The 22,647-nt window shown below is 70.9% G+C and carries 20 protein-coding genes; 13 read left to right on the top strand and 7 right to left on the bottom strand.

Features of this window, described 5'->3' with window-relative positions; all coding sequences use genetic code 11:
• Positions 1–5: 5 nt before the first annotated feature.
• Positions 6–377 carry an NADH-quinone oxidoreductase subunit A gene (locus OG417_RS04805; RefSeq protein WP_329250318.1) on the bottom strand — a complete coding sequence of 124 codons (372 nt, stop codon included), beginning with the start codon at positions 375–377 and terminating at the stop codon, positions 6–8.
• Between the two features lie 146 nt (positions 378–523).
• Between OG417_RS04805 and OG417_RS04800 the strand changes: the two genes are divergently transcribed.
• The 3 genes from OG417_RS04800 to OG417_RS04790 all read left to right on the top strand — a co-directional run bounded on the left by OG417_RS04800 (position 524) and on the right by OG417_RS04790 (position 5,183).
• Positions 524–1,951: a hypothetical protein gene (locus OG417_RS04800; RefSeq protein ID WP_329250315.1), complete on the top strand. Its 1,428-nt coding sequence runs from the start codon at positions 524–526 to the stop codon at positions 1,949–1,951.
• Positions 1,952–2,313: 362 nt separating this feature from the next.
• Positions 2,314–4,155, top strand: a complete 1,842-nt coding sequence (locus OG417_RS04795) for a 2-oxoacid:acceptor oxidoreductase subunit alpha (RefSeq protein ID WP_329250312.1) — start codon at positions 2,314–2,316, stop codon at positions 4,153–4,155.
• Complete coding sequence (locus OG417_RS04790) at positions 4,152–5,183, top strand: 2-oxoacid:ferredoxin oxidoreductase subunit beta (RefSeq protein ID WP_329250309.1); 1,032 nt, start codon at positions 4,152–4,154, stop codon at positions 5,181–5,183. The genes OG417_RS04795 and OG417_RS04790 overlap by 4 nt, the downstream gene beginning before the upstream one ends.
• Positions 5,184–5,240: 57 nt before the next feature.
• On the opposite strand, the gene OG417_RS04785 is transcribed toward OG417_RS04790, so the two are convergent.
• The gene (locus OG417_RS04785; protein WP_329250307.1) at positions 5,241–6,314 is read right to left on the bottom strand and encodes an aldo/keto reductase; all 1,074 of its coding nucleotides are present in this window, start codon (positions 6,312–6,314) and stop codon (positions 5,241–5,243) included.
• 133 nt (positions 6,315–6,447) lie between these two features.
• Between OG417_RS04785 and OG417_RS04780 the strand changes: the two genes are divergently transcribed.
• Positions 6,448–7,308: a helix-turn-helix transcriptional regulator gene (locus OG417_RS04780; RefSeq protein ID WP_329250304.1), complete on the top strand. Its 861-nt coding sequence runs from the start codon at positions 6,448–6,450 to the stop codon at positions 7,306–7,308.
• An 8-nt stretch (positions 7,309–7,316) separates the two neighbouring features.
• Here OG417_RS04780 and OG417_RS04775 read toward each other — a convergent pair whose 3' ends face one another.
• Positions 7,317–7,859, bottom strand: a complete 543-nt coding sequence (locus OG417_RS04775) for a SecDF P1 head subdomain-containing protein (RefSeq protein WP_329250300.1) — start codon at positions 7,857–7,859, stop codon at positions 7,317–7,319.
• 227 nt (positions 7,860–8,086) lie between these two features.
• Here OG417_RS04775 and OG417_RS04770 point away from each other — a divergent pair, with 227 nt between their 5' ends.
• From OG417_RS04770 to OG417_RS04760, 3 genes are read left to right on the top strand one after another with little or no spacing between them, the layout of a single operon-like run.
• Complete coding sequence (locus OG417_RS04770; protein WP_329250297.1) at positions 8,087–10,705, top strand: alpha/beta fold hydrolase; 2,619 nt, start codon at positions 8,087–8,089, stop codon at positions 10,703–10,705.
• Complete coding sequence (locus tag OG417_RS04765) at positions 10,702–11,586, top strand: ABC transporter permease (protein ID WP_329250294.1); 885 nt, start codon at positions 10,702–10,704, stop codon at positions 11,584–11,586. The genes OG417_RS04770 and OG417_RS04765 overlap by 4 nt, the downstream gene beginning before the upstream one ends.
• 58 nt (positions 11,587–11,644) lie before the next feature.
• Positions 11,645–12,577: a ribose-phosphate diphosphokinase gene (locus tag OG417_RS04760; RefSeq protein WP_329250291.1), complete on the top strand. Its 933-nt coding sequence runs from the start codon at positions 11,645–11,647 to the stop codon at positions 12,575–12,577.
• A 118-nt stretch (positions 12,578–12,695) separates the two neighbouring features.
• Here OG417_RS04760 and OG417_RS04755 read toward each other — a convergent pair whose 3' ends face one another.
• Positions 12,696–13,346, bottom strand: a complete 651-nt coding sequence (locus OG417_RS04755; RefSeq protein WP_329250288.1) for a DUF4190 domain-containing protein — start codon at positions 13,344–13,346, stop codon at positions 12,696–12,698.
• Positions 13,347–13,589: 243 nt separating this feature from the next.
• Here OG417_RS04755 and OG417_RS04750 point away from each other — a divergent pair, with 243 nt between their 5' ends.
• Positions 13,590–15,170, top strand: a complete 1,581-nt coding sequence (locus OG417_RS04750; protein ID WP_329250286.1) for a BTAD domain-containing putative transcriptional regulator — start codon at positions 13,590–13,592, stop codon at positions 15,168–15,170.
• A gap of 7 nt (positions 15,171–15,177) precedes the next feature.
• Here the strand turns inward: OG417_RS04750 and OG417_RS04745 are convergent, their stop codons facing one another.
• Entirely contained in the window at positions 15,178–15,501 is a 324-nt protein-coding gene (locus OG417_RS04745) for a cupin domain-containing protein (RefSeq protein ID WP_329250283.1), read from the bottom strand.
• Between the two features lie 71 nt (positions 15,502–15,572).
• Here OG417_RS04745 and OG417_RS04740 point away from each other — a divergent pair, with 71 nt between their 5' ends.
• On the top strand, positions 15,573–16,550 hold the full coding sequence (locus OG417_RS04740) for a helix-turn-helix domain-containing protein (protein WP_329250280.1): 978 nt from the start codon (positions 15,573–15,575) through the stop codon (positions 16,548–16,550).
• Here OG417_RS04740 and OG417_RS04735 read toward each other — a convergent pair.
• Together OG417_RS04735 and OG417_RS04730 are read right to left on the bottom strand one after the other, a co-directional pair.
• Positions 16,462–17,148, bottom strand: a complete 687-nt coding sequence (locus OG417_RS04735) for a class I SAM-dependent methyltransferase (protein ID WP_329250277.1) — start codon at positions 17,146–17,148, stop codon at positions 16,462–16,464. The two genes, OG417_RS04740 and OG417_RS04735, sit on opposite strands and share 89 nt — an antisense overlap.
• A 16-nt stretch (positions 17,149–17,164) precedes the next feature.
• Positions 17,165–17,542 (bottom strand): VOC family protein, encoded by a 378-nt coding sequence (locus OG417_RS04730; protein WP_329250274.1) that lies wholly within the window; start codon positions 17,540–17,542, stop codon positions 17,165–17,167.
• A 165-nt stretch (positions 17,543–17,707) separates the two neighbouring features.
• On the opposite strand from OG417_RS04730, the gene OG417_RS04725 reads away from it, so the two are divergent.
• Genes OG417_RS04725 through OG417_RS04710 form a run of 4 tightly spaced genes read left to right on the top strand, consistent with a single transcriptional unit; the run spans position 17,708 to position 22,607 of the window.
• Positions 17,708–18,100, top strand: coding sequence for a GntR family transcriptional regulator (locus tag OG417_RS04725; RefSeq protein WP_329250272.1), 393 nt, complete (start codon positions 17,708–17,710; stop codon positions 18,098–18,100).
• Entirely contained in the window at positions 18,097–18,987 is an 891-nt protein-coding gene (locus OG417_RS04720; RefSeq protein WP_329250269.1) for an ABC transporter ATP-binding protein, read from the top strand. The genes OG417_RS04725 and OG417_RS04720 overlap by 4 nt, the downstream gene beginning before the upstream one ends.
• Complete coding sequence (locus OG417_RS04715; protein WP_329250266.1) at positions 18,984–20,042, top strand: ABC transporter permease; 1,059 nt, start codon at positions 18,984–18,986, stop codon at positions 20,040–20,042. The genes OG417_RS04720 and OG417_RS04715 overlap by 4 nt, the downstream gene beginning before the upstream one ends.
• A gap of 51 nt (positions 20,043–20,093) precedes the next feature.
• Positions 20,094–22,607 carry a penicillin acylase family protein gene (locus OG417_RS04710; protein ID WP_329250264.1) on the top strand — a complete coding sequence of 838 codons (2,514 nt, stop codon included), beginning with the start codon at positions 20,094–20,096 and terminating at the stop codon, positions 22,605–22,607.
• Positions 22,608–22,647 lie beyond the last annotated feature (40 nt).

Here is a 22,647-nt window from a genome sequence, read left to right as displayed (position 1 = left end):
TTCTTTCAGACCCAGCCGAGCACGCCCTTCTTCCACGCGTAGGCGAGCCCCGCCGCGATGAAGGCGAGGAAGACGAACATCTCCCCCAGGGTGACCGAACCGTAGCCCCGGGCGGAGAACACGGTCGACCACGGGAACAGGAACACCGCGTCGACCGCGAAGATCACGTAGAGGTAGGCGAAGACGTAGTAGCGGACGTAGGACTGCGCCCACCCCTCGCCGACCGGGTCGACGCCGCACTCGTAGGTCGTGAGCTTCTCCGGAGTCGGCCGATGCGGGCGCAGCGACCGGTTGGCCAGCAGCCCGCCTCCGACGATCAGACCGCCGAGCAGGAACAACACGACGACGCTGAGGTACGTCTCGAAGTAGCCGTGCATGCGATCAGCGTAATGCGCGCGGCGCCTATGATGTCCCCCTTTGCGGGGCGGTCTCCGCCAGGTAACAGAAACGGCGACATCACTTGTCGGACATAGCTGCAAACCGTAAGGTCACGGCGACAAGTGGCGTTGATATAGGGGGAGCCATGAGCAACGGTCCAGAGGGCGGCCAGGGAGCACAGCCCGGGCAGCCGGACTCGTGGCCGCCGCCGGAGACGCAGGAGTGGCAGCCCGACTCCTCACCAGCGCCCGGCTGGCCGTCGAGCGGGCCCGGTGGTTCGGGCGGTCCTTCGGGGCCCGGCTTCCCGGGCGGCCCGCCCGGACCGGGCGGTCCCGGTATGCCCGGCGGTTACCCCGGTGGCCCGGCCGGCCCCGCGTACCCCGGCGGCCCCGTGGGTCCTGGCGGCCCTGGTGGTCCCGTCGGACCTGGCCCGGGTGGTCCGGGCGGCCCGCCTCCGTGGGGCGGCCCGGCGCAGCCGTACGGCTTCGGCCCGCCGCCCGCGCCGGCCAAGAAGGGCGGCGCCGGGGTGTTCCTGGCGATCGGCGCCGGTGTGCTGGCCCTCATCGTCGTCGTGGTCGTCGTGGTCGCCGTCAGCGGCGGGTCCGGCGACGACCCGAAGAAGACCTCCGGCAAGGCGGCGGCGGAGGCCGGACGCGCCCTCGGCTCGGCGGGCGGCGCGACCTACACCGGCACGTACGGCGGCAACCAGGCGACGTTCTCGGTGACCAAGGCCGGCAGCGCCCGGGGCAGCTACAACAGCCACGGCTCGCCGGTCTCCCGCGTCGACATCGGCGACACGACCTACATCAAGTCCGACTCCAGCTTCTGGAGCGCCGAGGGCCAGTCCTCGACCGAGGCCGACAAGGCGGACGGCAAGTGGGCCAAGGCCCCCGACTCCGCGGAGGACCTGAAGCTGGCCGACTTCTCGCCGGCCAAGCTGTCGCAGGTCCTCCAGCAGGCCGGGAACGACCCACAGGCCGTCAACACACCGGCCGGCAGCACCCCGGCGATCAAGATGACGGTCGGCGAGACGACCTACTACATCTCCAAGAAGAGCCCGCACCGCCTGCTGCGCATCCAGGGCACCGCGGGCAGCGACGCCTACACCCTGGACGTCAAGCCGCTGGAGGGCTCGGCCGCGATGTCGCCGGTCTTCTCCGCGCTCCGGAGCGACGTCCAGAACCTCAAGGACGTCTACGACCCCTCCATCACCATGCTGCCGATGGGCAAGATCCAGTTCGGTAGCTGCGGCGAGTCCGGCTGCACCGTGCACGGCAGCGTGATGCCCTCCTCGACCGGCACCTCGGACGCCTCGGTGCACATCACGATGAACGCCAGGTTCTGGGGCACCGGCTCGACCGTCTCGACGTGCAAGGGCACGGGCACGACCACGCCGAGCCACGAGACGACGATCACCTGCCGCACCAGTGGCAGCAAGTGGACGTCGTGGTACCGGTCACACAACGGACGGTTCACCATCCACGCCAGCTCGACCTTCGACGCCACGGTGAACTCCGGCAGCGACGTGAATGAGCTGCTCACCAAGCTGCAGCAGGAGCAGCAGGGCGGCTGACCGCTCGCGGCCGGGCACGGGCATGGGCCCGCGTCCGGCCGCGCCCGCTCAAGCGATACTTCAGCGCCGCGACCTATAGTTCCGCACGTGACAGTTCCGCACGTGACCCCTGTTCCGGGCCTCGGATCCCCGAGAACCGCGCCCGGCATGCTTGCGCCCCGCCGCGGCGGGGAACCGACTCGATGGGCAAGGGGCGGGAGTTACGAGGGTGCGCACGATCTCTCCTGTCCCGCGCCCGGCAGCCCGCGCAGACGGGACCGACCATCGCACCCGGGACGTAGCATGAAGGTAAGCCTAAGTAGCGCTTCGGAGACGGACCCCTCCCACCGGAGAGGCGCTGCTCGTCGAGGAGGTCTTGCTCCGTGACCAAGCAGGTCCAACAACTCGATCGCGTCATCATCCGCTTCGCGGGTGACTCCGGCGACGGAATGCAGCTGACCGGCGACCGGTTCACCCAGGAAACGGCGGCCTTCGGCAACGACCTCTCGACGCTCCCCAACTTCCCCGCCGAGATCCGTGCGCCGGCCGGCACCCTGCCGGGTGTCTCCAGCTTCCAGCTGCACTTCGCCGACCACGACATCGTCACCCCGGGCGATGCCCCCAACGTGCTCGTCGCGATGAACCCGGCCGCCCTCAAGGCCAACATCGCCGACCTGCCGCGCGGCGCGGACGTCATCGTCAACACCGACGAGTTCACCAAACGGGCGCTGACGAAGGTCGGGTACGCCGAGAGCCCGCTCGAGGACGGGTCGCTGGACGAATACCGCGTGCACTCGCTGCCGCTGACGTCGATGACCGTCAAGGCGCTCGAAGACTTCGACATCTCCAAGAAGGACGCCGAGCGGGCCAAGAACATGTTCGCCCTCGGGCTGCTGTCCTGGCTCTACCACCGGCCGACGGACGCGACCGTGCGCTTCCTGGAGCTGAAGTTCGCCAAGAAGCCCGAGATCATGAAGGCCAACATCGCGGCCTTCCAGGCGGGCTGGAGCTACGGCGAGACCACCGAGTCCTTCTCGGTGTCGTACGAGGTCAAGCCGGCGACGCTGCCGCCGGGGCTCTACCGCAACATCTCCGGCAACATGGCGCTGGCGTACGGCCTGGTCGCCGCCGGCAGCCGGTCGGGGCTGCCGGTGTTCCTCGGGTCGTACCCGATCACGCCGGCGTCCGACATCCTGCACGAGCTGTCCAAGCACAAGCGGTTCGGCGTCCGGACGTTCCAGGCCGAAGACGAGATCGCGGCCGTCGGCGCCGCGCTCGGCGCGTCGTTCGGCGGGTCGCTGGGCGTCACGACCACGTCCGGGCCCGGCATCTCGCTCAAGAGCGAGACGATCGCCCTGGGCGTCGCCACCGAGCTGCCGCTGATCGTGATCGACGTGCAGCGGGCCGGCCCGTCCACCGGCATGCCGACCAAGACCGAGCAGGCCGACCTGTTGCAGGCGATGTACGGCCGCAACGGCGAGGCGCCGGTGCCGGTCGTGGCGCCGTGCACGCCGTCCGACTGCTTCGCGATCGGGCTGGAGGCCGCGCGCATCGCGGTGAAGTACCGCACGCCGGTCATCGTGCTGTCCGACGGCTACCTGGCGAACGGCTCCGAGCCGTGGCAGGTCCCCGACGTCGACTCCCTGCCCGAGATCACGCCCGGTTTCGCCGAGGCCGTGGAGGGCGAGGACTTCCAGCCGTTCAAGCGCGACCCCGACACGCTCGCCCGGCCGTGGGCGATCCCCGGCACCGCCGGCCTCGAACACCGCATCGGCGGCATCGAGAAGGCCGACGGCAGCGGCAACATCTCCTACGACCCGGCCAACCACGACCTCATGGTCCGGCTTCGCCAGGCGAAGATCGACGGCATCGCCCGCGACATCCCGCCGCTGGCCGTCGACGACCCGTCGGGCGACGCGCGGGTGCTGGTGCTCGGCTGGGGCAGCACGTACGGCGCGATCACCGCGGCGGTACGCCGCGTCCGCTCCGCCGGCGGCCGGATCGCCCAGGCCCACCTGCGGCACCTCAACCCGTTCCCGGCCAACATCGAAGAAGTGCTCCGCTCCTACGACAAGGTCGTGGTCCCGGAGATCAACCTCGGCCAGCTGGCACTGCTGCTGCGCGGCCGCTACCTCGTCGATGTGATCGGCTACAACCGCGTACGCGGCCTGCCCTTCAAGGCCGAAGAGCTCCAGACAGCGTTGCAGGATGTGATCGACTCATGATTGATCCCCTCGCCCTCGTCCCCAAGGACCCCGAGCGGCAGACCGCCAAGGACTTCAAGACCGACCAGGAGGTCCGCTGGTGCCCGGGGTGCGGTGACTACGCGATCCTCGCCGCCGTCCAGGGCTTCCTGCCCGAGCTGGGGCTCCGCCGGGAGAACGTCGTGTTCGTCTCCGGCATCGGCTGCTCCTCGCGGTTCCCGTACTACATGAACACCTACGGGATCCACTCGATCCACGGCCGCGCGCCGGCGATCGCGACCGGGCTCGCCTCCTCGCGACCCGACCTGTCGGTGTGGGTGGTGACCGGTGACGGCGACTCGCTGTCCATCGGCGGCAACCACCTGATCCACGCGCTGCGCCGCAACGTCAACCTCAAGATCCTGCTGTTCAACAACCGGATCTACGGGCTGACCAAGGGCCAGTACTCCCCGACCTCGGAGGTCGGCAAGATCACCAAGTCGACGCCGATGGGGTCGCTGGACGCCCCGTTCAACCCGATCTCGCTGGCGATCGGCGCCGAGGCCTCGTTCGTGGCCCGCACGATCGACTCCGACCGCAAGCACCTGCAGTCGGTGCTGCGCGCGGCGGCCCAGCACAACGGCACGGCGCTGGTGGAGATCTACCAGAACTGCAACATCTTCAACGACGACGCGTTCCTGCCGCTGAAGGACCCGGCGCGGCGCGACGACGTGACGGTGCGGCTGGAGCACGGCGAGCCGATCGTGTTCGGCGCCGAGCGCGACAAGGCCCTGCGCCGCACGCCGTCGGGCGCGATCGAGGTCGTCTCCGCCGACGCACCGGACATCCTCGTGCACGACGCGAAGGCCGAGGACCCGTCGCTGGCGTTCTCGCTGTCCCGGCTCGACTCGCCGGCGTTCGAGCACACCCCGATCGGCATCTTCCGCCAGGTCGAGCGCCCGACATACGACCAGCTCATGCGCGAGCAGCTCGACGAGGCGGTCGCCCAGCAGGGCCCCGGCGACCTCGCCGCCCTGCTCGGCAGCGGCGACACCTGGCGCATCGACTGACGACCGTCACGGCTCCCCTGGCCCGGGGAGCCGTCGACCCTGCCGCCGCTCCGCAGGTCATCGGTGTGCGGCCGTCTCGATCTTCAGGTCGCCGAAGGTGACATTGCGGGTCATCGGGCGGTTGAGGAATTCGTGCGGGAAGCCGAGTTCGATCGCGCTGGCCTCGTCCAGCTCGGCCAGGGCGGTGCCGGGAAGGTCCACGTCGAGCGCGCCGAGGTTGTCCTCCAGCTGGCCGAGCGTCCGCGCGCCGATGATGGGCGCCGTCACCCGCCGGTCGCGCAGGGTCCAGGCGAGGGCGACCTGTGAGGCCGTCACCCCGAGGTCGCTCGCCACCTTCCCGGCCACGTCCGCGATGGCCAGCCCGCGTTCGGTCAGCGAGCCGTTGGCGGCGGCGACGTTCTTGCGGGTCCCCACGGCGGAGGCCGAGCCGCCGTCGTGGTCCAGGTCGTCCCGGGTGTACTTGCCGGTCAGCACGCCGCTGCCCAGCGGCGACCAGGGGATGACGCCGAGCCCCATCTCACCGGCCATGGGGATCAGGTCGCGTTCGACGGTCCGCTCGATCAGGCTGTACTCGATCTGCAGCGCGATCAGCGGCGACCAGCCGCGCAGGTCGGCGATGGTCTGCATGCGCGAGACCTGCCAGGCCGGTGTGTCGGAGATGCCGACGTACAGGACCTTGCCCGACCGTACGAGGTCGTCCATGGCCCGCAGGATCTCCTCCACCGGCGTCGTGAAGTCCCACGCGTGCAGGTAGAGCAGGTCGATGTAGTCGGTCCGCAGCCGGCGCAGGCTGTCCTCTACCGAGCGGACCATGCTCTTCCGGTGGTTGCCGCCGGAGTTCGGGTCGCCGGGCCGCGACGTCAGGGTGTACTTGGTCGCGATCACCAGGCTGTCGCGGCGGTCTTCGGCGAACTCCCCGACCAGCCGCTCGGCGGTGCCGCTCGTGTACTGGTTCGCGGTGTCGACGAAGTTGCCGCCCCGGTCGACGTACGTGTCGAAGATGCGGCGGGCCTCGTCCTTCGCGGCGCCCCAGCCCCAGTCGGAGCCGAACGTCATCGTGCCCAGTGCCAGCGGTGAGACCCGCAGGCCCGAACGACCGAGCAGGCGGTAGGTGTCCAATGATCCAGACACGGTGTGTCCCCTTCGTGAAAGTCGGTTCGCCCGGCCGTCGGCCGAGCCGTCGCGTACAGCCTGCGCCGGGCGCGAAAGCGGGCGTAAGGGAAGAAGCATCATGGGATTGGCGCTCCCAGGTAAGTTCGGACTCATGAGCGAGACGGTCGACGTGGCACATGAGCTGGGGGTCTTCCTGCGGACGCGGCGCGAGCGGCTCACGCCCGACGACGTCGGCCTGCCGCAGCGCCGGCGCACGCGCCGTACCCCCGGTCTGCGCCGGGAGGAGGTCGCGGAGCTGGCCGCGGTGAGCGTCGACTACGTCATCCGGCTGGAGCAGGGCCGTGGGCTGCGGCCCTCACCGGAGGTGCTCGACGCGCTCGCGGGCGCCCTGCGGCTGAGCGACGACGAACGCGCGTACCTGTTCGACCTGACCCGGCACTGGTCGGCGGGCCGCAGGACCTCCGGCGACGACGCGGGATGGCTGTCCTCGCTGGTGGGCGCCCTCTCGCCGCTGCCGGCCATGGTGGTCGATCACCGCTTCGACATCGTCGCGTGGAACCCGGAGATGGCCTGGCTGATGCTCGACTTCCCCGAGTTGCCGGACGACCAGCGGAACACGATGTACCTCTGCGTGCTGCATCCGGCGTTCGCGGACTTCTACCGCGACCGGGAGGACATCATCCGCGAGGGCATCGCCGACCTGCGCGCGGCCTGGGCCGCGCACCCCGACGACACCGCACTCGCGGACCTGATCGAGCGGCTCCGTTCCGAGAGCGAGGAGTTCGCCCGGCTGTGGGAACGCCGCGACGTCAAGGTGAACGCTCACGGGACCAAGGCGCTGGTGCATCCGCGCATCGGTCCGCTGTCCATCGAGTTCGACGTGCTGACCCCGCTGGGCGACGAGAGCCTGCGGATGGTCGTCTACCGCGCCGCCGACCCCGTGTCGCAGGAGGCTTTGGACACCGTGGCCCGTGAGGCACGGGCCGGCGCGCCCGCCCTCCGCGCGATCTGACCCCCGGCTCAGGTCGACTGGGCGGCGCGGCCCTTCAGGCGGTTGACGATGGTGCTGGCGTCGCCGCGGGTGAGGTTGCCGCTGATGAGGATGCGGCCCTTGGTGATCGGCGCGTCCACCCGGGGCGCGGCCACGACCTGGTCCCGTACGGTCAGCGCGAACGGGCGGCCCGTGTTGCCGCGGGTCAGCCGGGTCAGGGCGCGGCTGTCGGCCGGGATGAGGCTGAGCGAAACGGCGTACCCACCGACCTTCATCCGCTCCACGTGCAGGTCGTTGACGCGCTTGATGGTGATGCCGACGGCGAGCTGGTAGCAGATCGGGCCGGTGGTGCCCTGCCCGATCGCGCCCTGTACGCCCGGCGGGCACTGCGCGCCGGGGATCTCCTGGGTCACCGGATAGATCTTCAGCGGCGCCGAGAAGCGCACGGGGTGTTCCTGGGAGAAGGCGGCGATCAGCGTCCCGGTCAGGGCGATCGCCGCGATCACCACCCAGAGCGCGATCACTACCGCGATCAGTCCAGGCCGTGCGTGGGGGCGCCGCGCGGCTCGCATCGTGGCCTCCGTTCTGCCGTCCTCAAAGAGGACGATTGCGGTCCGGTCCGGGTTGACCCGCTCAGCCGAAAGAGCCGCGTGTCACAGGGGAATCCGGCCGGAGCCGTGTTACGTGGCGATCATCATTGGGATCATCGCACCACAGGCGCGTGCGTTCCAGGAGCCGTACGAGAGCCGGGCGGCCGGAGGCGGCTTCGCGGCCGAACGGGGACGAATAAGGTCTTGCCATGAGACGGGGAAGGGCGGCGGCGGTCGCCGGTGTGGCGGTCGTGCTCGCCGGGGCTCTCACCTGGGCGGCCGTTGGCGACGAGCCGCGGGTGAAGTCGACGGACCAGCGCATCACGGTCGTCGACGGCCCGAAAGACGACCAGCACATCACCCTCGACACGACTTTCTTCCCGCCCGTACGCGGCGGGCGCGCTCCGGCGGTGCTCCTCGCGCACGGGTTCGGGGGGAGCAAGGACGACACGCGGTCCCAGGCCGAGGACCTCGCGCGACACGGGTACGCCGTGCTCACCTGGTCGGCGCGCGGCTTCGGGGGGTCCGGCGGCCAGATCACGCTCGACTCGCCGGACTACGACGTGAAGGACGTCCGGCAGCTCGTCGACTGGCTGGCGCGCCGTCCCGAGGTGCGTCTCGACAAGCCCGGCGATCCGCGGGTCGGTGTCGCCGGTCAGTCCTACGGCGGCGCGATCTCGCTGCTGGCGGCCGCGTACGACTCGCGGATCGACGCGATCGCGCCCCAGATCACCTGGTACGACCTGGCCGACGCGCTGTTCCCCGACGCGACCGGCAAGGGGCCGGCGAACGGGGTGTTCAAGAAGGCCTGGGCCGGCATCTTCTTCACGAGCGGCGCGTCGTCCACAGCCTGTGGACGGTTCCTGCCGTCGCTGTGCTCGATGTACCAGAAGGTGGCCGAGACCGGGCGGCCCACGCCGGAGGCGATCGCGACGCTCCGCCGCGACAGTCCCGCCTCGGTGGCCGGCCGCATCCACGTGCCGACCCTGCTCGTGCAGGGGCAGACCGACTCGCTGTTCCCCCTCGACCAGTCCGACCGCAACGCGCGCGCCATCACCGGCGCGCCGGTGCGGACCGTCTGGTACCAGGGCGGGCACGACGGCGGCGAGCCGGAGACCTCGCGGATCAACGGCCTGGTCACAGGCTGGTTCGACCACTACCTCAAGGGCGGCCCGCTGCCGGACGACGGCGGGTTCATCGTCACCCGTACGGGCGGCATCGACTCCTCCACCCAGCGCGTGACGATCAGCGCGGCCTCGGCGCCCCGCTACCCCGGGCTGTCGGGGGCGACGCGGCGGTCCGTCTCGCTCGGCGGCGACCGGCTCACGGTCCAGAACCCGGCCGGCGGCTCGCCTTCCTCGATCTCCTCGATGCCCGGCCTCGGCCTGCTCGGCGCCGTACCCAGCACCCCGGCCACGGGCGGGGTGGGCGTCGACCTGCCGGGCCAGTCCGCGACGTTCGACTCCGAGCCGCTCGACGCGCCCCTGCAACTGACCGGCGCCGCCCAGGTGCGCCTGCGGGTGAAGGCGGTGAAGCCCTCGTCGGATCCGCCGACGCTGTTCGCCAAGGTGTACGACGTCGGCCCCGACGGCCAGGCGTCACCGGCGCGCCGCATCGCCGCGCCGCTGCATCTCGACGGCACCGCGCAGGTGACGCTGCCGGCGATGGACTACCGGTTCGCGGCGGGTCACCGGATCCGGCTGGTGTTCAGCACCACCGACATGGGCTTCGTCTCCCCGGCCCGCCCGGCCGCCTACCAGGTCTCGGTCGAGTCGCCGCTGAGCGTGCCGGTCGATCCGGCGCTGCGCACGCCGCCCACGCCGCTGCCGTGGTGGGTCTGGGGCTTCCCGGTCATCGCCGTGGTGGCCGGGGTCGTCATCGCGGCGACGTCGCGACGCCGGCGCCCGCGTGCGGACGGCGAGGCGGACGCCGGAACGCCGCTGGAGATCAGCGGCCTGACCAAGCGGTACAAGAACGGTTATCTCGCCGTGGACGATCTGTCCTTCCGCGTCGAACGCGGCCAGGTCTGCGGGCTGCTCGGCCCGAACGGCGCCGGCAAGACCACGACCCTGCGCATGCTCATGGGCCTGATCCACCCCGACGGCGGCGAGATCCGCATCTTCGGCGAGCCGGTACGGCCGGGCGCGCCCGTGCTGTCCCGGCTGGGCTCGTTCGTCGAGGGTCCCGGCTTCCTGCCGCACCTGTCCGGACGCGACAACCTCGAGCTGTACTGGAAGGCCGCCGGGCGCGGCGAGTCCCACATGGAACGCGCCCTGGAGATCGCCGGCCTGGGCGACGCCGTACGCCGTCCGGTGCGCACCTACTCGCAGGGGATGCGGCAGCGGCTGGCCATCGCGCAGGCGATGCTGGGCCTGCCGGACCTGCTCGTCCTCGACGAGCCGACCAACGGGCTGGACCCGCCGCAGATCGCGGAGATGCGCGAGGTGCTGGTCCGGTACGCCGCCGAGGGCCGTACGGTCATCATCTCCAGCCACCTGCTGGCCGAGGTCGAACAGACCTGCACCGACGTCGTCGTCATGCACAAGGGCCGGCTCGTCGCGGCCGGTCCGGTCGCCGAGATCACCGGGAACGACGGTTCGGTCGTGATCGGCACGCCGGACGTCGACCGCGCCCTGAGCGTGCTGACCTCGCTGGAGGGCATCGAGAACGCCGAGCCGTACGAACCGGGCGTGCTCGTACGGATCAACGGCTCGCAGCCGTCCGCCGTCGTCGCCGCGCTCGTCGGTGGCGGTGTCGCGGTCGAGCGCGTCGCGCCGCACCGCCGTCTCGAGGACGCGTTCCTGGCCCTGATCGGGGAGGATTCATGAGTGACACGGCGCTGCGTGACGAGACGGGGCGGCGGGGCGCCGATCCGACCTACCGCCCGCGCCGTACGCTGCCGCTGCGCGTGGAGGCCGCACGGCAGCTGCGCCGGCGGCGCACGTGGATCGCGTTCGCGGTGCTGCTCCTGCTGCCGTGGGTGCTGGCCGCCGCATTCAAGATCGGTGGCTCGCCGTCCGGCGACAACCCGAACACGCCCGGCCTCGTCACCGTCGCCACGACCGGCGCGCTGAACTTCACCGCGTTCACCTTGTTCGCGTCGGTGGGCTTCCTGCTCGTCGTCGCGGTGGCGCTGTTCTGCGGCGACACGGTGGCCAGCGAGGCCGGCTGGGCGTCCCTGCGCTACCTGCTCGCCGCCCCCGTGCCCCGCGTACGCCTGCTGCGGCAGAAGCTCATCGTCGCCCTGTCCCTGTCGGCGCTCGCGGTGCTCAGCCTGCCGGTCATGGCCATGATCACCGGCATCTACGTCTTCGGCTGGGCGCGCCTGCGGCTGCCCGCGACCGACACGGCCCTGCCGAACGGCACCGCGCTCACCCGGATGCTCATCATCGTCGGGTACATCCTCGTCTCCGAGCTGGTCGTGGCGGCGCTGGCGTTCCTGCTGTCGGTCACCACCGACTCTCCGCTCGGCGCGGTCGGCGGCGCGGTGGGGCTGGTGATCGTGAGCAACATCATCGACGCGGTCACCGCGCTCGGGCACTGGCGGGAGTTCCTGCCCACGCACTGGCAGTTCGCCTGGACCGACGCGTTGCAGCCGGACCTCGTGTGGACCGGCATGGTCAAGGGCATGGTGTTGTCGGCGTCGTACGCGGTGATATTTCTCGCGCTGGCCGTACGCCGATTCCGTAACAAGGACGTTGTCAGCTGAGGGTCACAGGCACGATGCTTGCACCGGGCCTCGCGCGTCGTACTCGGCTGGAGTGATCATGGAAGAGCTTCTGGTCTTCGGCGGATCGGGCAGTCGCCGCCTCACCGCGGCGATCTGCCGGCACCTGGGGGTCGAGCCCGGCGACGGCGAGGTCATCCGGTTCTCCGACGGCAACCTGTTCGTCAAGGCCAACCAGAACGTCCGCGGCCGGCACGTCTACATCGTGCAGTCGACGGTGTTCCCGGCCAACGACAACTTCATGGAGCTGCTGTTCTGGATCGACGCGTTCAAGCGCGCGAGCGCCGCGTCGGTCACCGTGCTCATGCCGTACTTCTCGTACGGGAAGGCCGACAAGAAGGACGAGCCGCGCGTCTCGATCCGCGCCCGGGTGTGCGCCCAGGCGATCGAGGCGGCGGGCGCGGCGCGGGTGGTCACGATGGACCTGCACGCGCCGCAGATCCAGGGCTTCTTCACCCTGCCCGTCGACGACCTGTACGCCCTGCCCCTGCTCGCCGAGGCCATCGGCACGGGCGAGGGCCTCGTCGTCGTCTCCCCGGACGTGGGCTTCGCCAAGCAGGCGCGCAAGTACGCCAAGCGGCTCGGCGCACCGCTCGCCATCGCCGACAAAGAGCGCGTCGACCACAGCGAGGCGGCCCGCGTCATCGACCTCATCGGCGACGTACAGGGCCGCGACGCGGTCATCGTGGACGACTTCACCATCACCGCCGGCACGCTCGCGGAGGTCGCCGAGTGCCTGATCGACCGCGGCGCCCGGAGTGTACGCGCGGCGGTCACGCATGGGGTGTTCACCGGCAAGTCGATGGAACGCCTGGACGACAGCCCCATCTCGCGCCTCTACGTCACCGACACCGTGGAGAACCAGCCCGTCAAACTGTCGGCCAAGGTGGAGACGGTGTCGGTCGCCCCGCTGTTCGCCGAGGCCATCGGCCGCATCCACCGCCGCGAGAGCATCAGCGTCCTGTTCCAGTGAACCGGCCGGTCACGGCCGGCGCCGGCTCCGCGCCGCCACGGTCGCCGCGGGCCTGGCGACCTCGCGCCCGGTGAACGTACTCCGGCCGGGGAGGGGCCCGGCCGGAAGGGCGTCTGTTCTACGCGACGGGGCCGACGAGGCAGATGACCTTACGGTCGCCCAGCGACCATTCCGTCTTGGTGGGTGCGAAGTAGTACAGCGACATCTGCTTCTTCGCGGTCCGGTGCGAAGCCTCGTACCGCTTGGTGCAGCCGCGCTCGGCGGCGGCGCTGGAGCTCGCCTCGCCGGGCCACGCGCCCTGAGGCAGTGAGTAGATCGAGAAGACCTTGTTGCTGCCCGGTGTGCTGCACGGCTGGGCCTGGACGGCGGTGACCTCGCCGGTCTCCGGCTTCACGCAGTCACCGACTCGCAGCGTGTCCGGGGCGGCCTTCTGCTTGGAGTTGATCTGTCCGTTCGCGTCGCGCTTCGGCTCGTGCCATTTGCTCAGCGCGTACGCGCCGACGCCGATACCCGTGGCCCACAGCAGCGACAGGATGAGGCCGAAAACGGCCAGCCCGGTGCCCTTGTCGCCCCGGCGGCGCGTACGCGCGAGCGCGACGAGGCCGACGATCAGGTTCACCGGAATGGTGATCACGAGGAAACCGATGATGCCGAGGATGAGCGAGGCGATGGCCAGGCCGTTGGTGGAGCGACGGTGGTCGCGGCCAGCCCCGCCGTCGGGGCCGGCGCCGTACCAGCCCGGCTCGGTGGCGGGGGCTTGGAATGACATTGCGTGTTCCTTCCTGAGTGGTGAGGACCTGCTGCGGCCAGCTTTCGCCGTCGCTGTGCCGAATCTCTGTCGTTATGCTGTAGCGCACTGCGCTCTCACTGCCGCCCCTCGGGCGCTCTGACTGCCGTGCGGTATCGGGCCAGCTCAGGGGGTTACTCCGGCCCGCGCGGAAAGGAACACTGTGACCGGGCGAGGCGGGGGAGACGACAGGCGCAGCACCGTGGTCACGGCGAAGGAGGCCTCGTGACCGTGCCGGGACAGACCCCATCGGTCCGCTTCGAGATCCTCGGCCCGCTGCGCGCGTGGCGTGAGGACACCGAGTTGGATCTCGGGCCGGGCAAACAGCGCGCCGTCCTCGCCGTACTCCTGCTCAACGCGAACCGGCCCACGCCGACGGCGCGGATCGTCGACGCCGTCTGGGGGGACGAACCACCTGAGAACGGTGTCAACGTCGTCCAGAAGTACGTCGCGGGGCTGCGGCGCATCCTCGAACCCGGCCGGTCGCCCCGCTCTCCCGGGCAACTGCTGACGCTGACCGAGGCCGGGTACACGCTCGTCGTGCCGCCGGGCCGCCTCGACGCCGAGGTGTTCACCGACCACGTCACGCGCGCCCGGACGGCGGGCCGCACCGCCGACGCCGCCGGGCACCTGCGAGCCGCGCTCGCCCTGTGGCACGGTGAGCCGCTGGCCGGGCTGCGCGGCCCCTACTTCGACGCGGCGCGCGAACGGCTCGCCGAGGACCGGGCGGCGGCGGTCGAGGAACGCGCACGGATCGAGCTGGACCTGGGCGAGCACGTGCGCCTGGTGCCCGAGCTGAGCCGGCTCGTGGCGGAGTTCCCCGTACGCGAGGAGCTGCGATACCTGCAGATCCTCGCGCTCTACCGGTGCGGCCGGCAGGCGGAGGCGCTGGCCGCGTACCAGAACGCGCGGGAGTTCCTCGCCGAGGAGTTCGGGGTCGAGCCGGGCGAGCGGCTGCGGCAGTTGCACCTGGCGATCCTGCGCTCCGACCGCACACTCGCGCCGTACAGCGAACCACCGCCGGCGCCGGCCCCCGCCACTCCGATCGTGCACGCACCACCGCCGCCGTTCGTCCCGGCCGCTCCGGCCGCGATGGCCGTCGTGCCGTCCGTGTGGCGTCCTCCGCCGGTGCTCCGTGCGCTGGCGATCGCCGTACCGCTGCTCAGCTTCGGCTCCCTGAGCTGGGCGGCGCTGGCCTTCTTCGCGGCGCGGCGCCGCAGCTGGGCGCTGGGGCTGGCCTCGGCCGGATACTTCCTGCTCGTGGGGGTGTTCGTCTTCACGATGAGCGACAGCGGCGAGTCGCCGTGGGACAACGTCGCGATGCTGGCGCTCCTGCTCGCGATGGTCGGCGGCGCGGTGCACGTCGCCGTACTGGTGACCGGCACGTCCGCACGCCTCCGGAACGCCCCGCCCGACCTCGACACGCTGCGGTCGCTGGAGCTGCGGATCCGCCGCGAGCAGGCGCTCACGCTGCTCGACCACTACCCGCCGATCGCCCGCGAGCTGCGGATCGGACGGCCGGACCTGTCACGGGTGTTCAACGACGGCGGCCTGGTCGACATCAACGGCGTGCCCGAGCACGTCCTGGCCGCGCTGCCCGGGGTCACCGTGCCGCAGGCGCAGCAGATCGTCGCCCGCCGCCGCGTGACGGGCGGCTTCGCCTCCGTTGAGGACCTCATCACGTACGGCCTTCTGCCGGTTCCGGTCGTACGGGCCCTGTCGGACGTGCTGATCGCGGTCGCCCACGAGGCCCCGGCCACCGCCCCGGCCGAGCCGACGGCGGGCGGCCTGGCGCTGCCGAACTGACGCGGCCCTAACCTTCCGGATAGAAGAGGAACAGCGTGCAGCCCGTCGTCGTCTGCGGGACGTGCGAGGTGCCCGCGGCGGCGTGGATGAACGAGCCGGCCGGATAGTCCCGGTCGCCGTCGTTGAAGACGCCGGAGACCACGAACACCTCCTCCGGGCCCGGTTCGTGGACGTCGATCCCCTCCCAGCAGGTGTTCGCGTCCATCTCCAGCACGGCGGCCTTCGCACCGTTCTCTCCGCTCCACAGCATCCGCGCCCGGATGCCGGGGAAGAGCTCGCGAACCGGAGCGTCCTGGGCGGCGGACCACACGTAGTCAGATCCTGTCGTCATGGGGCAAGCCTGTCGGCCGAGCGCCGCCCCCGCCGAGTGTCAGAAAAGACATTATCCGGTACTTTTCTGCCATGCATCGCGTAGTGGCGCTCGTCCGCCCACCGCAGTCGACCTTCGAGCTCGCCTGCGCGGCCCAGGTGTTCGGGATCGAGCGGCCGGAACTCCCGACGCGGTACGCCTTCGGCGTGTGCGCGGAGCGTCCCGGCCCGGTGCCGACGCGCGCCGGCTACGACATGCTCGTGACCGGCGGGCTGGACGCGCTCGACCGGGCGGACACCGTGGTCGTCCCAGGCTGGCTGCCCACCGAGGAGCCGCCCTCACCCGCGGTCGTCCGGGCGCTGCACCGCGCGCACGACCGCGGAGCGCGGATCGTCAGCATCTGCTCCGGCGCCTTCGCGCTGGCGTACGCCGGCCTGCTGGACGGCCGGCGGGCGACCACGCACTGGGCGCTGGTGGACGAGTTCGCCGCGCGTTTCCCGGCCGTCCAGGTCGAGCCGGACGTGCTCTACGTGGACCACGGCGACCTGGCCACCAGCGCCGGCGCCGGGGCCGGCATCGATCTGTGCATGCACCTGGTCCGCGCCGACCAGGGCGCCCGGTACGCCGCGCACATCGCCCGCACCATGGTCATGCCGCCCCACCGCGAGGGCGGGCAGTTGCAGTACTCGGCGCCGCCGCACCCCGTGCAGATCGACGGCACGCTCGCGCCGTTGCTGGAGTGGGTCACCGGGAGACTCGGCGAACCGGTGACCATCGAGAGCATGGCCGCGCACGCGGGCGTCTCCACGCGGACGCTCGCCCGGCGATTCGCCGAGCAGCTCGGCACCAGCCCCGGGCAGTGGCTGCTCGCCCAGCGCATCGCCACGGCCCAGGACCTGCTGGAGTCCTCCGACCTCCCCGTGGACGCCATCGCCCGCCGCGTCGGCCTGTCGTCGGCCACCAACCTGCGCAGGCGCTTCCTCAACACCCTGGGGACGACGCCGGGCGCCTACCGCCGGGCGTTCCGCACGACGGCTGACCCAACGGCGCTGGATTCGTCGCCACGGTGAGGACGACGGACCGGGATCCGACCGCGATGACACGCGTGTCGACGTCGACGAAGCCGGCGGCCGTCGCGAGCGCGAGCGCTTCTTCCGCCGTACGCGGCAGCGGTAGGTCGGCGGCGACGAGGGCGGCGAACGGTCCGGAAGGACGGAACTGAGACGCCACCGGCAAGGTGAAGCCCGCACGCCCGCCGGGCCGGAGCGCACGTCGCCAGTCGGACAGGGCCGGCCGGCCCAGGAAGTGGAGCGACGAGGCGCACACGACCAGGTCGAGAGCGGCGTCGGCCACGGGCAGCGGGACCGCCGGGCCGATCCGCCAGTCGATCGCGTGTTCGCAGCCGAGCCGTACGGCGCGGGCCCGGCCGGCCGCGACCATTCCCGCCGAGAGGTCCACGGCCAGAACCGGCGTGGCCCCGGGGGAGCGTGTCCGGGCGATCGCCAGGGCCGCCGCGCCGCTCCCGCAGGCGACATCGGCGATCTCGTCTTCGTCCGCAGGCGTGCCGACCAGCGCGAGGAGGGCACGAGCGATCTCGTCATGGTGATCGTCGTCGTAGCTCTCGGCCAGTTCGTCGAACGCCTGCGCCATCCGCGCCGGGTCTGTCATGGGCACTCGTACGCGCTCAGTCACGGCGGCGCATCGGGTGGTCGTCGGGCACCTCGACGACGCAGATCCGTACGCCGTCGGGGTCGGCGATCCACATCTCGATCAGGCCCCACGGCTCGCGTTGCGGCTCGCGCAGCACCCGCACGCCCTCCAGCTCGCGCCGGGTGGCCGCGAGGTCGCGGACCTGGAGCCACAGCTCGATGCCCTCGGCGGGCGGCGCGGCGGCGTGCCCGGAAACCTCCAGGTATCCGCCGCCGATGAAGAAGACGGTGCCCATGCCGTCCGGCGTCGCGAACTCACGGAAGATCGGCAGTTTCAGTGTGTCGCGGTAGAAGGCGCGGCTGCGGTCCAGGTCGGTCGGCCGCAGCAGCACGCGGCTCGCGAGAACCTCCATGCCGCCACCGTACGGGCCTCGCGGCTCATTCCACCAGGCAGAACTCGTTGCTCTCCAGGTCGAGCAGGACCTGGAACCGCCCGTGCGCGGACCGCCGACGGGGGCTGGCACATGAGCAAATTAGTGATTTAAAGTAATAGGACACTAGATAAATGAGGGGCTTGGATGATCGAGTTTCATCTGGACGACCAGACCGGGGTCTCGCCCTACATGCAGCTGGTCCGCCAGGTGCGGCAGGCGCTGCGGCTGGGCCTGCTACGCGAAGGCGACCAGCTCCCCACGGTCAAGGAGGTGGTGGCGCAGCTGGCGATCAACCCCAACACGGTGCTCAAGGCATACCGCGAGCTGGAGCACGAGGGCCTGGCGGCGGCCCGCCCGGGGGTGGGGACGTTCGTGACGGCGACATTGACCGACGCTTCACTGGCCGCACACGGGCCACTGCGCATGGAGCTGCGGCGATGGCTGGCCAAGGCGCGCCGGGCCGGGCTGGACGAGGAGAGCATCGAAGCGTTGTTCATGACGACCTTTCGGGACGCCGCTCAGGAGGAAATAGCATGACCGCCGTCCTGCGGGCTCAGGGTCTGGGTAAGAAGTACGGGCGGCGCTGGGCGTTGACCGACTGCACCCTGGACATCCCGGCCGGGCACGTCGTAGGGCTGGTCGGCCCCAACGGAGCGGGCAAGACCACGCTGCTGAGCCTGGCCGCCGGCCAGTTGTCACCCACGGCCGGCGGCATCGAGGTGCTCGGCGGCCGGCCTGGAGGCGGTCCCGGGCAACTGGCCAAGGTCGGGTTCGTCGCCCAGGGCACTCCCACCTACGCCGGGTTGACCGTCGCCGATCATCTGAAACTGGGTGCCCGGCTCAACCCCCGGTGGGACGCCGCTCTGGCAGGGGAACGGATCGAACGGCTCGGTCTCGATCCCGCCCACAAGGCCGGAAAGCTGTCAGGCGGTCAGCGCGCTCAGCTCGCCCTGACCCTGGGCATCGCCAAGCGGCCCGAGTTGCTGATTCTGGACGAGCCGGTCGCCGCGCTCGACCCGCTCGCACGCCGGGAGTTCCTGCAGGGCCTGATGGAGGCCGCCGCCGAGCACCAGCTCAGCGTGGTGCTCTCCTCTCACCTGGTCTCCGACCTCGAGCGAACCTGCGACTACCTGATCGTGCTGGTCGACTCCCGCGTACAGGTGACCGGAGAGGTCGACGAACTGCTGGCCACCCACCACCGGCTCACCGGCCCGCGCCGCGACCCGGCCACCCTTCCGGCGAACCAGCACGTCGTCTCGGACAGCCACACCGATCGGCAGACCACGCTCATCATCCGTACGGACGCTCCGATCCACGATCCCGCCTGGACCGTCAGCCGGCCCGGCCTGGAGGACATCGTCCTGGCCTACATGGCCCGGCCCGCCCGCACCGGCCACCGACCCGTCCTGGAGGTTCAGCGATGATCTGGCTTACCTGGCGCCAGTTTCGCGCCGCGGCGGGGATGATGGCCGCCGCACTCATCGTGCTCGCCGGCATTCTGACCGTCACCGGCCAGGGCCTGGCCGGTGACTACTCCACCGGCATCGCCGCCTGTGTCACCCAGAGCGACGGCTGCTCGAACTTCTTCCAGCAGTTCTACCACGACAACCTGATGCCCTTCCTGGCCGTCACCGCCGTCGTGCTGGTCCTGCCCGCCCTCAGCGGGCTGTTCTGGGGGGCGCCGCTGGTCGCTCGTGAGCTGGAGTCCGGCACGCATCGGCTGGTGTGGAACCAGAGCATCACCCGCACCCGCTGGCTGGCGGTCAAGCTCGGTCTCACCGGCCTGGCCGCGATGACCGCCGCGGGGCTGGGCAGCCTGGCGGTGACCTGGTGGTCCGTCCCGGTCGACAAGGCGGCCGCCGGCAACGCGCCGAGCATCCCGCGGCTGGGGCCGCTGCTCTTCCCCAGCCGTGGCATCGTCCCCATCGGGTACGCGGCCTTCGCCGTCGCCCTCGGCGTGGCCGTCGGGATGCTGGTCCGCCGCAGCCTGCCCGCCATGGCCATCACCCTGCTCGTCTTCGTCGTCGTACAGGTCGTCATGCCGCTGGGGGTCCGGCCCCATTACCTCTCCCCGAAGCGTGCGGCCATCGAGCTCAGCACGACGACCCTGGAGGACTTCGGCATCCAGCAGGGTGGCGGCCCTCTCCACCTGACGATGAAGTCGCAGGTGCCGACTGACACGGGAGCCTGGATTCTGTCCAGCCGTCTCGTGGACGCGTCCGGCCGCACCGTCCGTGGGGAGAGCATCCCCGTGTCCACGTCCTCGGGACCCTGCGCACCCCATCGGCAGATGCAGGCCGGGCAGGCGGTCTCGGGGTGCCTCGCCGAGATCAACCGGCTCGGCTACCGGCAGGAGCTCGTCTACCAGCCCTCCAGCCGGTTCTGGACCTTCCAGTGGATCGAGACCGCGATCTACTCCGCCTTCGCGCTCGGCCTCGCCGGCTTCGGCTTCTGGCATCTCCGCCGCCGGCTGTCCTGACCGGCCCCCGCTCGGCTCGCACAGTCCCACCGGCCGTAGGAAAGAGATCGCATGAGCACCGAGTCGTCGGGCCGTTCCGGCAGGCGAACCCTGGCCTTGATACTCGTGCCGGCCATGGTCGTCGCCGTGGCCGTCGTGGCGGTGGTACGAGCGCACGTGACGTCGAATCCCAGCAACAGCCGATATTCCGCGCAGATCCGGCGGACCGAGTACGGCATCCCGCATGTCACGGCGAAGGACTACGGGAGTCTCGGGTACGGATACGGATACGCGTTCGCCCAGGACAACCTGTGTGTCATGGCCTCATGGGTGGTCACCCTGCGAGGTGAGCGATCCAGATATTTCGGCCCCCGAGCGGCCTCCGACGACCCGATCCAGCCCGACGACGGGCAGGCCGACAACCTCACGAGCGACATTTACTACAAGGGGCTACGGGAATCAGGAGTCCTGCGGCGGACGCTCGCGCGCCCGGCACCGCTCGGCCCGACGGGGGAGCTACGCCGGCTGGTCGATGGCTATGTCGCCGGCTACAACCGCTATCTGCATGACACAGGAGTGGGGCGGCTGCCGGATCCGACCTGCCGGGGCAAGGCCTGGGTTCGGCCGATCACCGCAATGGACATCTGGACCAACATCCTCGACATCGACCGCATGGACGCGACCGGCCAGTTCAAGGGCGCCATCGCCACCGCCGTCCCGGCCGGAGGCAGCGCGTCCGGGGCCCGGCGGACCGCACCGTCCGCCGCTTCGACGGGGTCGCCGACCGCTCCCGGCAGCAACGGGTGGGCGCTGGGCCGGAAGGCGACCCGCGACGGCCACGGAATGCTGCTCGCCGACCCGCACCTGCCGTGGAACGGTATCCGCCGCCTCTATCAGGTGCAGCTGACCATCCCCCGGGTGCTCGACGTGTCGGGCGCCGGCATGTACGGCACGCCGGTCGTCGAAATCGGTCACACCTCGGGCGTGGCCTGGACCCACACGACCTCCAACGCACGGCGCTTCACCCTCTACCAGCTCACTCTCGTACCGGGTAAGCCCACCAGCTACCTGGTCGACGGCAGGGCCGAGCCAATGGGCCGGCAGAAGGTGAAGATCGCCGTACAGGACCCCGGCGACAGGACGTCCACCGTGGACGTCACCCGCACCCTCTACACGTCGCGGTACGGCCCGGTGCTCGCCACCGGCTGGACGGCCAAAAGCGCGTTCGCCCTCGCCGACGCCAACGCCACGAACCTGCGCTCGATGAACGAATGGCTGGCGATGGGCACCGCGCAGAACCTCACCCAGCTGCGCACGGCCCAGAACACCTACCAGGGCGTGCCTTCCTACTACACGCTCGCCACCGATGTCGGCGGGACGACGTACTTCGCGGACGCCTCGGTGGTACCGAATGTCACCGACGCCCAGGCCGGGCGCTGCGTGAGCACCGCGGAGGGCAAGGCGCGCTACCCCGATACCTACGTCCTGGACGGCTCCACGTCCGCCTGCGGGTGGGGCAGAGACCTCGACGCGGTCGAGCCCGGCATCTTCGGGCCCGGCCGATACCCGACGCTGATTCGCACCGACTATGTGGCCAACTCCAACGACAGCGCCTGGCTGACCAACCCCTCGGCTCCCCTAACCGGCTACCCGCGCATCTACGGGGACACGCGCACCGGACGCCGCCTGCGCGCCCGGCTCAGCCTGGAGCTGATCGCCCAGCGGCTGGCGGGTACCGACGGCCTCGGCCCGCCCGGCTTCACGCTGCGGACGCTCCAGGCCGCGGCGATCGGCAAGCGCGACTACAGCTCGGAGCTCGCCCGCTCGGACCTGCTGGCGATGTGCCGCGCCGAGCCGGTCATGACCGCCACCGACGGCAGCCGGATCAACGTGCGTCAGGCATGCGACACGCTCTCGTCGTGGGACGGCCGCGCCGACCTCGACGGTCGTGGCGCCATCCTGTGGCGCGAGTTTCTCGGACGGTTGGAGAACAAGGGACCGGCCGGCTCGACGGTCGTTTCTTCGTCGCCCGCGTCGGGGCCTCCGCCGAAGTCCAAACGGCGCAGCGTGAAGGAGACGAAGACGAAGGACGCCGAGGAGGCGGCGGACGGCCGGTGGCGGCTGCCGTTCGACCCCGCGCACCCGCTCACGACCCCGCGCGGGCTCGACCGCAAGAATCCAGCGGTGCACCACGCACTGGCCGACACCGTGCAATTCTTCCAGAACAACCACATCCCGCCGACCCTCACCCCGGCCGACGCGCAGCACTACGCCTCGGTGCCGATCCCCGGCTGCACCGACGAGGAAGGCTGCTTCGACCGCGTCGACTTCTCCGGCCCGCTCGGCGGCAACGGTCGCTATCCGGATGTGGACGAGGGCTCCAGCTTCATGATGGCCACCGAGCTGACGCCCGGCGGTCCGCACACCCGCGTCATCCTCACCTACTCCGAATCCTCCAACCCGTCCTCTCCCCACCACACCGACCAGACCACCTTGTTCTCCCGCGGCCAGTGGGTCACCGAACGCTTCACCGAAGCCGAGATCAACGCGGCCCCGCACCTGGACACCACTGTTCTGCACAACTGACCTCCGGCCGGTGGTTATCGCCGGTGCCGGGGAAGGAGTC

The sequence above is a fragment of the Actinoallomurus sp. NBC_01490 genome (assembly GCF_036227085.1).
Classification (GTDB): Bacteria; Actinomycetota; Actinomycetes; order Streptosporangiales; family Streptosporangiaceae; genus Actinoallomurus; species Actinoallomurus oryzae.
Note: the sequence above shows the minus strand (reverse complement) of the source record. Positions and strands in the feature narration are given on the sequence as shown.

Bases quoted from the DNA above. Each gene is read 5' to 3' on its own strand.
- OG417_RS04805 (WP_329250318.1), bottom strand. From the start codon at position 377: ATGCACGGCTACTTCGAGACGTACCTCAGCGTCGTCGTGTTGTTCCTG.
- OG417_RS04775 (WP_329250300.1), bottom strand. From the start codon at position 7,859: ATGCGAGCCGCGCGGCGCCCCCACGCACGGCCTGGACTGATCGCGGTA.
- OG417_RS04710 (WP_329250264.1), top strand. From the start codon at position 20,094: ATGAGCACCGAGTCGTCGGGCCGTTCCGGCAGGCGAACCCTGGCCTTG.
- OG417_RS04800 (WP_329250315.1), top strand. From the start codon at position 524: ATGAGCAACGGTCCAGAGGGCGGCCAGGGAGCACAGCCCGGGCAGCCG.
- OG417_RS04740 (WP_329250280.1), top strand. From the start codon at position 15,573: ATGCATCGCGTAGTGGCGCTCGTCCGCCCACCGCAGTCGACCTTCGAG.
- OG417_RS04745 (WP_329250283.1), bottom strand. From the start codon at position 15,501: ATGACGACAGGATCTGACTACGTGTGGTCCGCCGCCCAGGACGCTCCG.
- OG417_RS04770 (WP_329250297.1), top strand. From the start codon at position 8,087: ATGAGACGGGGAAGGGCGGCGGCGGTCGCCGGTGTGGCGGTCGTGCTC.
- OG417_RS04720 (WP_329250269.1), top strand. From the start codon at position 18,097: ATGACCGCCGTCCTGCGGGCTCAGGGTCTGGGTAAGAAGTACGGGCGG.
- OG417_RS04725 (WP_329250272.1), top strand. From the start codon at position 17,708: ATGATCGAGTTTCATCTGGACGACCAGACCGGGGTCTCGCCCTACATG.
- OG417_RS04765 (WP_329250294.1), top strand. From the start codon at position 10,702: ATGAGTGACACGGCGCTGCGTGACGAGACGGGGCGGCGGGGCGCCGAT.
- OG417_RS04760 (WP_329250291.1), top strand. From the start codon at position 11,645: ATGGAAGAGCTTCTGGTCTTCGGCGGATCGGGCAGTCGCCGCCTCACC.
- OG417_RS04730 (WP_329250274.1), bottom strand. From the start codon at position 17,542: ATGGAGGTTCTCGCGAGCCGCGTGCTGCTGCGGCCGACCGACCTGGAC.
- OG417_RS04755 (WP_329250288.1), bottom strand. From the start codon at position 13,346: ATGTCATTCCAAGCCCCCGCCACCGAGCCGGGCTGGTACGGCGCCGGC.
- OG417_RS04715 (WP_329250266.1), top strand. From the start codon at position 18,984: ATGATCTGGCTTACCTGGCGCCAGTTTCGCGCCGCGGCGGGGATGATG.
- OG417_RS04790 (WP_329250309.1), top strand. From the start codon at position 4,152: ATGATTGATCCCCTCGCCCTCGTCCCCAAGGACCCCGAGCGGCAGACC.
- OG417_RS04735 (WP_329250277.1), bottom strand. From the start codon at position 17,148: ATGACAGACCCGGCGCGGATGGCGCAGGCGTTCGACGAACTGGCCGAG.
- OG417_RS04780 (WP_329250304.1), top strand. From the start codon at position 6,448: ATGAGCGAGACGGTCGACGTGGCACATGAGCTGGGGGTCTTCCTGCGG.